The organism is Sinomonas sp. G460-2 (genome assembly GCF_047759905.1).
In the GTDB taxonomy this organism is placed as follows: domain Bacteria; phylum Actinomycetota; class Actinomycetes; order Actinomycetales; family Micrococcaceae; genus Sinomonas.
Genome location: NZ_JBKZWT010000115.1, coordinates 1 through 10726, shown reverse-complemented (window position 1 = coordinate 10726; position 10726 = coordinate 1). Strand labels below are relative to the sequence as shown.

The 10726-nt window shown below is 68.2% G+C and carries 9 protein-coding genes and 1 pseudogene; 6 read left to right on the top strand and 4 right to left on the bottom strand.

Annotated features, from left to right (window positions below; translation table 11 throughout):
• The 4 genes from ACLN58_RS12100 to sdhC form a co-directional block, all read right to left on the bottom strand.
• The coding region (locus ACLN58_RS12100) for a succinate dehydrogenase iron-sulfur subunit (protein ID WP_415855508.1) at positions 1-778 on the bottom strand (778 nt) is incomplete at its 3' end.
• The gene (gene sdhA, locus ACLN58_RS12095) at positions 778-2565 is read right to left on the bottom strand and encodes a succinate dehydrogenase flavoprotein subunit (RefSeq protein WP_415855507.1); all 1788 of its coding nucleotides are present in this window, start codon (positions 2563-2565) and stop codon (positions 778-780) included. The genes ACLN58_RS12100 and sdhA, both read right to left, overlap by 1 nt.
• Before the next feature lie 69 nt (positions 2566-2634).
• Complete coding sequence (locus tag ACLN58_RS12090; protein ID WP_415855506.1) at positions 2635-3114, bottom strand: succinate dehydrogenase hydrophobic membrane anchor subunit; 480 nt, start codon at positions 3112-3114, stop codon at positions 2635-2637.
• Between the two features lie 2 nt (positions 3115-3116).
• On the bottom strand, positions 3117-3494 hold the full coding sequence (gene sdhC, locus ACLN58_RS12085) for a succinate dehydrogenase, cytochrome b556 subunit (protein ID WP_136609404.1): 378 nt from the start codon (positions 3492-3494) through the stop codon (positions 3117-3119).
• A 247-nt stretch (positions 3495-3741) separates the two neighbouring features.
• Here sdhC and ACLN58_RS12080 point away from each other — a divergent pair, with 247 nt between their 5' ends.
• The 6 genes and pseudogenes from ACLN58_RS12080 to ACLN58_RS12055 all read left to right on the top strand — a co-directional run.
• Entirely contained in the window at positions 3742-4896 is a 1155-nt protein-coding gene (locus ACLN58_RS12080) for a mannose-1-phosphate guanylyltransferase (RefSeq protein WP_415855505.1), read from the top strand.
• Positions 4897-4981: 85 nt separating this feature from the next.
• Positions 4982-6181, top strand: a complete 1200-nt coding sequence (locus ACLN58_RS12075) for an amidohydrolase (RefSeq protein ID WP_415855504.1) — start codon at positions 4982-4984, stop codon at positions 6179-6181.
• Between the two features lie 184 nt (positions 6182-6365).
• Positions 6366-7484, top strand: coding sequence for a BMP family lipoprotein (locus tag ACLN58_RS12070; RefSeq protein ID WP_415855503.1), 1119 nt, complete (start codon positions 6366-6368; stop codon positions 7482-7484).
• 123 nt (positions 7485-7607) lie between these two features.
• Positions 7608-9266, top strand: a complete 1659-nt coding sequence (locus ACLN58_RS12065; protein ID WP_415855502.1) for an ABC transporter ATP-binding protein — start codon at positions 7608-7610, stop codon at positions 9264-9266.
• A complete protein-coding gene (locus tag ACLN58_RS12060) occupies positions 9259-10518 on the top strand; it encodes an ABC transporter permease (RefSeq protein WP_415855501.1) in 1260 nt (419 codons plus the stop codon). Before ACLN58_RS12065 ends, ACLN58_RS12060 begins: the two co-directional genes overlap by 8 nt.
• Positions 10515-10726: pseudogene (locus tag ACLN58_RS12055) on the top strand (ABC transporter permease); the annotation flags it as partial. The gene ACLN58_RS12060 and the pseudogene ACLN58_RS12055, both read left to right, overlap by 4 nt.

The window sequence follows — 10726 nt, the reverse complement described above, 5'->3', positions numbered from 1 at the left end:
ACTGGCGTGCCAGGATCGCCTGCTTGACCTCGGCGATCGCCTGCGTCACCTGGATGCCGCGCGGGCATGCCTCGGTGCAGTTGAAGGTCGTGCGGCAGCGCCACACGCCCTCCTTGTCGTTGAGGATCTCGAGACGCATGTCGCCGGCGTCGTCACGCGAGTCGAAGATGAATCGGTGCGCGTTGACGATCGCCGCGGGGCCGAAGTACTGGCCGTCCGTCCAGAAGACGGGGCACGAGGACGTGCACGCGGCGCACAGGATGCACTTCGTGGTGTCGTCGAACCGCTCGCGGTCCTCGGCGGACTGGAGGCGCTCCTTGGTCGGCTCGTGGCCCTTCGCGATGAGGAACGGCATGATCTCGCGGTAGGACTGGAAGAACGGCTCCATGTCCACGATGAGGTCCTTCTCCACCGGAAGGCCCTTGATGGGCTCCACCGTGACGGGCTTGGACGTATCGAGGTCCTTGAGGAGCGTCTTGCACGCGAGACGGTTGCGGCCGTTGATGCGCATGGCGTCCGAGCCGCACACGCCGTGCGCGCACGAGCGGCGGAACGAGAGCGAGCCGTCGTGCTCCCACTTGACCTTGTGGAGCGCGTCGAGCACACGGTCCGTGCCGTACATCGTGAGCTGGTACTCGTCCCAGTGCGACTCTTCCGAGACCTCGGGGTTGTACCGGCGGACACGGAGCGTGATGTTGAACGTCGGGATCTCGCCGCCGCCGCCCGCGCTCGCGGGCAGCTCGACCTTCGATGCGGGCTCTACAGTTGACGCGCTCATCAGTACTTACGCTCCATCGGCTCGTAGCGGGTGAAGGCGACCGGCTTCGTCCCGAAGCGGATGCCCTTGATGCCCTCGGTCTCGGCGGCGTCGTCCTTGTAGAGCATCGTGTGCTTCATCCAGTTGGCGTCGTCGCGGTCGGGGAAGTCCTCGCGGTAGTGGCCGCCGCGGGATTCCTTGCGGTGCAGCGCCGCAACGGTCATGACCTGCGCGAGGTCCAGGAGGAAGCCGAGCTCCACGGCCTCGAGGAGATCGAGGTTGAAGCGCTTGCCCTTGTCCTGGATGCTGATGTTCCGGTACCGCTCGCGGAGGGTCTCGATGTCCGAGAGGGCCTGCGCGATCGAGTCCGCGGTGCGGAACACCTGCATGTTCGCGTCCATGGTTTCCTGCAGGTCCGCGCGGATCGACGCGATGCGCTCGGTGCCCGAGGCGTTGCGGACGGAGTCGAGCAGCGCGACCGTGCCGTCCGCGGGATTCTCGGGGAGCTCCACGAACTCGGCGGTCTTGGCGTACTCGGCGGCGTTGATGCCCGAACGCTTGCCGAACACGTTGATGTCGAGCAGCGAGTTCGTGCCGAGGCGGTTCGAGCCGTGCACGGACACACAGGCAACCTCACCCGCGGCGTACAGGCCCGGGATGATCGTGTCGTTGTCCTGGAGGACCTCGCCCTTGATGTTGGTCGGAACGCCGCCCATGGCGTAGTGCGCCGTCGGGTAGACCGGGACCGGCTCAGTGTAGGGCTCGACGCCGAGGTACGTGCGCGCGAACTCCGTGATGTCCGGGAGCTTCGCGTCGATGTGCGCGGGCTCAAGGTGAGTCAGGTCGAGCAGGACATAGTCCTTGTTCGGACCGGCGCCGCGCCCCTCGCGCACTTCGTTCGCCATGGACCGGGCCACGATGTCGCGCGGGGCGAGGTCCTTGATGGTCGGCGCGTAGCGCTCCATGAAGCGCTCACCCTCCGAGTTGCGCAGGATCGCGCCCTCACCGCGGGCCGCCTCCGAGAGGAGGATTCCGAGGCCGGCCAGGCCGGTCGGGTGGAACTGGAAGAACTCCATGTCCTCGAGCGGGATGCCGCGGCGGAACGCGATGCCCATGCCGTCGCCCGTGAGCGTGTGGGCGTTCGAGGTGGTCTTGAAGACCTTGCCGGCGCCGCCCGTCGCGAAGATGACGGCCTTGGCCTGGAACACGTGGAGCTCGCCCGAGGCGAGGTCGTAGCTCACCACGCCGGCGACGCGCTTCTGCTTGTACGCCGTGCCGTCTTCGCGAACGGCGTCCTCCTCGACGATGAGGAGGTCCAGCACGTAGTACTCGTTGTAGAACTCGACGTTGTGCTTGACGCAGTTTTGGTAGAGCGTCTGGAGGATCATGTGGCCCGTGCGGTCCGCGGCGTAGCACGCGCGGCGAACCGGCGCCTTGCCGTGGTCGCGCGTGTGGCCGCCGAAGCGGCGCTGGTCGATGCGACCCTCGGGCGTGCGGTTGAACGGGAGGCCCATCTTCTCGAGATCGAGGACGGCGTCGATGGCCTCCTTCGCCATGACCTCAGCGGCGTCCTGGTCAACGAGGTAGTCGCCGCCCTTGATCGTGTCGAAGGTGTGCCACTCCCAGTTGTCCTCCTCGACGTTCGCGAGGGCCGCGCACATTCCGCCCTGAGCAGCGCCGGTGTGGGAACGGGTGGGGTACAGCTTGGTCAACACGGCGGTGCGCGCGCGCTGGCCGGACTCGATGGCCGCGCGCATCCCGGCGCCGCCGGCACCGACGATCACCACGTCATACTTGTGGACCTGCATACTGGATGCTTCTCTCTCTCGCGCGAGTCCGCGGCGCCGTCGATCGGCGGGCGCCGCTGGACTTCTCGGCTACGGCTTGGGGCAGAAGTCGGCGCCGGTGTGGACGCCGTTGACGATGGGGCACGGATCGAAGGTGAAGATCACGAGCGTGCCGAGGATGACGATCGCGATCGCGGCCGCGTAGAGGACCACGAGGAGCCAGAACCGCACCCCGTCGCGCTCGGCATAGTCGTTCACGATCGTCCGCACGCCGTTCGTGCCGTGGAGCATCGCGAGCCACAGCATCGCGAGGTCCCACCACTGCCAGAACGGGCTCGCCCACTTGCCGGCCACGAAGCCGAAGTCGATCGCGTGCACCCCGTCGCCGAGCATGAGGTTGACGAAGAGGTGCCCGAAGATGAGGACCACGAGGACGATGCCCGAGAGGCGCATGAAGAGCCATGCGGCCATCTCGAAGCCGCCCTTCGCGCCTCCGCCGTGGCGGTGGTACTTGGGCGCGATGCGCCCCGTCTCAGACGTGCTGCGGGGGAACCGGATGTCGGTGCTCATGCTCAGCCTCCGAACACGATCGAGAGTTGGCGGATGGCGAACGCGACGAACACGACGAACCACACGCCGAGGACCGTCCACAGCATCTGCCGCTGGTACTTCGGGCCGTTCTTCCAGAAGTCGACGGCGATGATGCGCAGGCCGTTGAACGCGTGGAAGAGGATCGCGGCGACGAGCGCGGTCTCGCCGAGCCCCATGATCGGGTTCTTGTACTCGCCGATCACGGCGTTGTAGGCGTCAGGGGACACACGCACCAATGAGGTGTCCAGCACATGCACCAACAAGAAGAAGAAGATCACGACACCGGTAATCCGGTGACCGACCCAGGACCACATGCCTTCACGGCCGCGGTACAGGGTGCCAGCTGGTTTTGTCGGCACTGATAAACCTCCCTGCGAGCACCGATGCCGGCGCTCGCCGGGGAGGCGAGGGCACCGATGCAGAAGGCGCCCGTCTCTGCTGGCGGACGCGTACTCTGTCGAGCTCCAGCCTAAATCTAGGCTTCGCTCACAGCTTATTCAATTTGTTCGCAGGCCCCGGGAGGCTTCAGTGGCGATTATCACAGCCGCCACGGGGGCCCCAGCGGTGCTCACACTGAGCCCGGCTCGCTCCAGTACAGTAGGGGCGATGAGCACTGAATCTGCGCCCGCTCCCGCGGTGGCGAACGACGGCGACCTAGGCCGCTTCGTCGCGGTGATCCCCGCCGGCGGGGTTGGCACGAGGCTGTGGCCCCTTTCGCGCGCTGCCGCCCCCAAGTTCCTCCACGACCTCACGGGCTCGGGCAGCACGCTCATCCGCGCGACGTATGACAGGCTCGCGCCGCTCGCCGGCGGGCGTTTCCTCGTGGTGACGGGCGAGGCGCACCGGGCGGCCGTGTGCCTCCAGATCCCCGAGCTCGACTCGGCGGACCTCGTGCTCGAGAGCGAACCCAAGGACTCCGGTGCCGCGATCGGCCTCGCCGCCGCGATCCTGCACCGCCGCAATCCCGCGACGATCATGGGCTCGTTCGCGGCGGACCAGGTCATCAGCCCGGACTCCGTGTTCCAGGCGGCAGTCCTCGAGGCCATTCACACGGCCGCCTCGGGAGAGCGCGGCAAGATCGTGACGATTGGCATCGAGCCGACCCACCCGTCGACCGGCTTCGGCTACATCCGCGGGGGCGAGACGCTCGACGTCGACGGCGCGCCGAGCGCCCGCGAGGTCGTCGAATTCGTCGAGAAGCCGAGCCTCGAGGTCGCAGAGAAGTACCTCGCCTCGGGCGAATACCTGTGGAACGCCGGCATGTTCGTGGCGCCCGTGGCCCTCATGCTCGAGCACCTCGCCGCGAACCAGCCCGAGCTGTACGCGGGCCTCGTCGAGATCGCGGCGGCCTGGGACACCCCCGAGCGGGACGCGGTGACCGCGCGCGTGTGGCCCACGCTCCCGAAGATCGCGATCGACTACGCGGTGGCCGAGCCCGCAGCGGCGGCCGGGGACGTCGCCGTCGTTCCCGGAGCGTTCCGGTGGGACGACGTCGGTGACTTCGCCGCGATCGGGCGGCTCAACAGCGCCCGCGAGGGCGACGCCGTGACCGTCATCGGGGAGGGCGCGCGCGTGTTCACGGAGGACGCGAGCGGCATCGTGGTCTCCGACACGAAGCGGGTCATCGCGCTCATCGGCATCGAGGACGTGGTGATCGTCGACACGCCGGACGCACTTCTCGTGACCACGAAGGAGCACGCACAGAAGGTCAAGGGTGCCGTCGCGGCCCTCAAGGCGAGCGGCGACACCGACGTCCTCTAGGCGTTCAGAAGCCGCCGTACAAGCGAAGCTGTAACGCGACGACCCGGTAAACGCGCGGTAAAACCCGTGGCGTTAGAGTGAACGCGTGCGCAATTACACCACGGAAGTGGACCCGACACCTCTCGTCGGCCCCCGCCTCGAGACCCTCCTGCCGGACCTCATCGCCTTCCGTCGTGACCTCCACGCGCACCCCGAGCTGAGCTTCCAAGAGTTCCGCACCACGGACAAGATTGTCGAGCGCCTCGAGGCCGCTGGGCTCGCCCCGAAGCGGCTCGACGGGACCGGGGTCGTCGTCGACATCGGCGATGGCCCGATCGCGACGGCGCTCCGCGGCGACATCGACGCGCTCCCCATCATCGAGGAGTCGGGCCTGCCGTTCGCGTCCCTCAATCACGGCGTCACCCATGCGTGTGGTCACGACGTCCACACGACGTGCGCGCTCGGGGCCGCGCTCCTTCTCGCCGAGCAGCACCGCGAGGAGCCGCTCGGCGCGACGGTGCGCGTCGTGTTCCAGCCCGCCGAGGAGACCATGCCGGGGGGCGCACTCGCGTGCATCGACCAGGGAGTGCTGTCCGGGGTTCCCCGCATCATGGCCCTGCACTGCGACCCGCGGATCGAGGTCGGCCGGATCGGCACGCGCATCGGCTCGATCACGTCGGCCTCGGACACGATCAGGATCGAGCTCCAGGGCCGCGGCGGCCACACGTCGCGCCCCCACCTGACCGAGGACCTCGTCTTCGCGCTGTCCCAGATCGCCATCAACGTCCCGGCCGTGCTCTCGCGCCGCGTCGACGTGCGCAGCGGCGTCTCGATGGTGTGGGGCCATATCTCTGCCGGCTCCGCCCCCAACGCGATTCCCGCGATCGGCCAGCTGTCGGGAACCATGCGCTGCCTCGATCGCGAGGCGTGGCACAGCGCCGGGGAGCTCCTCGACGAGGTCGTCGAGCAGGTAGCGGCCCCGTACGGGGTCGACGTGCGGCTCGAGCACACTCGCGGCGTCCCGCCCGTGGTCAACTCCGAGCACGAGACGGCGCTCATCGAGGCGGCCGCGCGCGCCGAGCTCGGCGAGGACGCCGTGGTGCTGACCCCACAGTCCATGGGCGGCGAGGACTTCGCGTGGTTCCTCGCAGAGGTCCCGGGCTCGATGTTCCGCCTCGGGACCCACGTTCCCGGGGGCGAGGAGTACGATCTGCACCGCGGCGACCTCGTGGTCGACGAGGGCGCGATCAGCTGCGGGGTCCGTGTGCTCGCGGCCGCGGCGCTCCGAAGCATCCGCGACCTCTGACGCAGAAACGGCGAATGAAACGTACTCGCCGGTAACGAATAGCGAACGATGCACAGTCGGGCGTGCTCCGCACTGTCTGAAGGTGATCTTTCCCACTATCGTTCTTCTGTACCGTGCGGCCTGCGGTACCGCCCGGAACGGATCACACGCCCCGGGCGTCATTCGCGCTTCTGTGGAGGAACACGTGACCTCACTTCGTCATCGGCTGGCCCAGCGCAGCCTTGCTGGTGTTGCCGCGCTCGGTGCATCGGCTCTCGTTCTGAGCGGCTGCGGGGCAGCCCCCTCGTCCAGTGGTCCTTCCGGCAGTGCGTCGGCGACCAACTCGAACTACCTCGGCTGCATGGTCTCCGACTCGGGCGGCTTCGACGACAAGTCGTTCAACCAGTCCGGTTTCCAGGGCCTTCAGCAGGCCGTCAAGGACCTCGGCATCCAGGAGAAGCACGTCCAGTCCAAGGCTGACACCGACTACGATCCGAACCTTCGCTCGATGGTCCAGGCCGGTTGCAAGCTCACGGTCACGGTCGGCTTCCTGCTCGGCGACGCGACGAAGAACATCGCGACCGCCAACCCGAACAGCCACTTCGCGATCATCGACTACACGGACGCGACGTTCCCCAAGAACGTCAAGCCGATCGTGTACGACACGGCCCAGGCCGCGTTCCTGGCCGGCTACCTCGCCGCGGGCGTGTCGAAGACGGGCAAGGTCGCGACTTTCGGCGGCCTCAACATCCCGACTGTCACGATCTTCATGGACGGCTTCACCGACGGCGTGAAGTACTACAACCAGAAGAAGGGCAAGAACGTCCAGGTCCTCGGCTGGGACAAGGACAAGCAGGACGGCGTGTTCGTCGGCGACTTCAAGTCGATCGACAAGGGCAAGGTGCTCACGCAGGGCTTTCTCCAGCAGGGCGCCGACATCGTCCTCCCGGTCGCCGGCCCGGTCGGCGCGGGTGCTGGCTCCGCGATCCTCGACGCGAAGAAGTCGGGCACGGACGCGAAGCTGATCTGGGTCGACTCCGACGGCTACCTCACGGCGCCGGACTACAAGTCCGTGCTGCTCTCGTCGGTCCAGAAGACCATGGCCACCGCGGTGGAGGCCGTCATCAAGGACGACACGAACGGCAAGTTCGACGCGACCCCGTACGTCGGCACACTCGCGAACGGCGGCGTCGCGCTCGCCCCGTACCACGACCTTGATTCCTCGGTCTCGGCCGACCTCAAGAGCGAAGTCGACCAGCTCAAGAAGGACATCGTCTCGGGCACGGTCAAGGTCAGCTCCAAGTCGAGCCCTGTGTCGCAGTAGCCCCCGTCCATTCGCTAGCCTGCTTTTCGGACCATGCTTTCGCGCCGTCCGCCCGCCCGGGCGGACGGCGCAGGCCTTGCGCCCAGCCCGGACCAGCCCAGCTATAGGGATCGGATCCCCACAGTGAAACTCGAACTGCGCGGCATCACGAAGCGTTTCGGATCGCTCGTCGCCAACGATCACATCGACCTCGTGGTCGAAGACTCCCAAGTGCACTGCCTCCTCGGGGAGAACGGCGCCGGGAAGTCGACCCTCATGAACGTCCTCTACGGCCTCTACGAGCCGAGCGCAGGGGAGATCCTCGTCGACGACAAACCGGTCGCGTTCCGCGGCCCATCGGACGCGATGGCGGCCGGGATCGGCATGGTGCACCAGCACTTCATGCTCGTCCCCGTCTTCACCGTCGCCGAGAACGTGGCCCTCGGTGCCGAGTCGACGAAGGCCGCGGGCTTCCTCGACCTTGACGCGACCCGCGCCCGGATCCGCGAGATCTCGAAGCGCTACGGCTTCGACGTCGATCCGGACGCCCTCGTCGAGGACCTCCCGGTGGGCGTGCAGCAGCGCGTGGAGATCATCAAGGCCCTCGTCCGCAACGCGAAGGTCCTCATCCTCGACGAGCCCACCGCCGTCCTCACGCCGCAGGAGACGGACGAGCTCCTCGAGATCATCGCCGAGCTCAAGGCCTCCGGCACCTCGATCATCTTCATCTCCCACAAGCTCCGCGAGGTCAAGGCCGTTGCGGACGTCATCACGGTGATTCGGCGAGGCAAGGTCGTGGGCGACGCCCCGCCGTCGGCCGCTCCCGCCGAGCTCGCCTCGATGATGGTGGGCCGGCCCGTGAGCCTGACCCTCAACAAGGCCGCCGCCCAGCCGAAGGAGACGACGTTCGCCGTGCGCGAGCTCACCGTGGCCGCCCCGAACGGCCAGAGGGTCGTGGACAGCGTGAGCTTCGACATCGCCCAGGGTGAGATCCTCGCCGTCGCGGGCGTGCAGGGCAACGGTCAGACGGAGCTCACCGAGGCGATCCTCGGCCTTCACCGGCACGCGAGCGGCTCGGTGAAGCTCGACGGCAAGGAATTGCTCGGCCGTCCCGTCAAGGAAGTGCTTGGCGCCGGCGTGGGCTTCGTGCCTGAGGATCGCTCGCATGACGGCCTCGTGGGCGCGTTCACCGTGGCGGAGAACCTCGTGCTCGATCTCTACGACCGCGCACCGTTCGCGCGCGGCCTCGGCATGCGCCCCGCGCGCGTCGCGGCCCAGGCCGCGGAGAAGATCGAGGAGTTCGACATCCGCACGCCGTCGGCCGAGGCCCCGGCGTCGACGCTCTCGGGCGGCAATCAGCAGAAGGTCGTCATGGCCCGCGAGCTCTCGCGGCCGCTGCGCCTGTTCATCGCGTCGCAGCCCACGCGCGGCGTGGACGTTGGGTCCATCGAGTTCCTGCACCGACGGATCATCGCCGAGCGCGACCACGGGACGCCGGTCATGATCGTCTCGACCGAGCTCGACGAGATCATGGAGCTCGCCGACCGGATTGCGGTCCTGTACCGCGGGCGGCTCATGGGCATCGTGCCCGGCGGCACCCCGCGCGACACGCTCGGCCTCATGATGGCGGGCATGACCGCGGAGGAGGCGGCGGCCCACGCGGGCGCGGTCGGAGAGGCCCCGACCGCGGGTGCCGGCGCGGTCGAAGAAACAACAGACGACGGCGGGGCTCGCCGCGCGTCGAGCAGCTTCGGCGCCGCGGTGGAAACCCAGGACGGCAGCACAGGAGAAAACCATGGCTGAGGCCCAGCAGGTCCCCGAGTCGGCCCAGGCGCCGCTCGCGACGGGCCCGTCCCTTCCCACGCCCGAGGGCAGGGGCGAAACCCTCATCCGCCGGATCGCGACGGGCACGCCGATGGTCTCGCTCCTCTCGGTCGTCCTCGCGATCGTGATCGGCGGGGTCCTCATGGCGGTCACGAACCCGAAGGTGGCGACCGCGGCGGGCTACTTCTTCGCGCGCCCGTCCGACACCATCGCGGAGATCTTCCGGCCCTACGCCGCGCTCGTCCAGGGCTCGATCTACAACTGGCAGGGCGCTGACCTCGCGGCCCAGCTCTATCCGCTCGCGGAGACGCTCACGGTCTCGACGCCGCTCATCTTCGCGGGCCTCGGCGTGGCCCTCGCGTTCCGGGCCGGGCTGTTCAACATCGGCGCTCAGGGCCAGCTCATCTTCGGTGCGCTGTTCGGCGCGTACGTGGGCTTCACGTGGCACCTGCCGATCGGGCTCCACCTGCTTGTCGTGATCCTCGCGGGGATCGTCGGCGGCGGGATCTGGGGCGGGATCGTGGGCCTTCTCAAGGCCCGCACGGGCGCGCACGAGGTCATCGTGACGATCATGTTCAACTACGTCGCGAGCTTCCTGCTCCTCTTCCTCCTCACGACGCCCGCGTTCCAGCGCAAGGGGTCGACCAACCCCATCTCGCCGTTCCTCGACCAGAGCGCGCTGTTCCCCGAGCTCCTCGGCCCGCAGTTCCGCCTCCACGCGGGCTTCATCCTCGCGATCCTCGTGACGTGGGGCGTGTGGTGGATCCTCAACCGCTCGACGGTCGGCTTCGAGTTCCGTGCCGTCGGCGCGAACCCGAACGCTGCGCGCACGGCCGGGGTCAACGTGGGCCGGGCAACCGTCCTCGTCATGGCCCTCGCCGGCGCCCTCGCGGGCCTCTCCGGCATCGCTCAGGTATCTGGCACGGAGAAGTACCTCTCCGCTGGGGTCGCGGCGTCGATCGGCTTCGACGCGATCACGGTGGCCCTGCTCGGTCGCTCGACGCCGTGGGGCACGTTCTTCGCTGGCCTCCTGTTCGGCGCGTTCCGCGCGGGCGGCGTCGCGATGCAGGCCGTCACGCAGACGCCGATCGACATCGTCCTCGTCATCCAGTCGCTCATCGTCCTGTTCATCGCGGCGCCGCCGCTTGTCAGGGCGATCTTCGGCCTCAATCCCCGCAAGCCCAAGAGCAAGGCCGGGAAGCGTTCGGTCCAGAGCGGAGCAGCAGCATGAGCACGGCAACCACAGCCCCCGCCCAGCCCGAGGAGGCTCAGGCCGTGGCCCCGATCGTGAGCTGGAAGGCCCCGATAGGCCTCGGCGTGCTCGCCGTCCTCGGCACGATCATGTTCGGCTTCTTCTCCGGCACGAAGAGCGCCGCGTTCGGCCTCGTCGACACGGGCCGCGAGGCCTCGGGGCTCGCGGCCTGGATTGCGTTCGCCGT

Bases quoted from the DNA above. Each gene is read 5' to 3' on its own strand.
- ACLN58_RS12090 (WP_415855506.1), bottom strand. From the start codon at position 3,114: ATGAGCACCGACATCCGGTTCCCCCGCAGCACGTCTGAGACGGGGCGC.
- ACLN58_RS12060 (WP_415855501.1), top strand. From the start codon at position 9,259: ATGGCTGAGGCCCAGCAGGTCCCCGAGTCGGCCCAGGCGCCGCTCGCG.
- sdhA (WP_415855507.1), bottom strand. From the start codon at position 2,565: ATGCAGGTCCACAAGTATGACGTGGTGATCGTCGGTGCCGGCGGCGCC.
- ACLN58_RS12080 (WP_415855505.1), top strand. From the start codon at position 3,742: ATGAGCACTGAATCTGCGCCCGCTCCCGCGGTGGCGAACGACGGCGAC.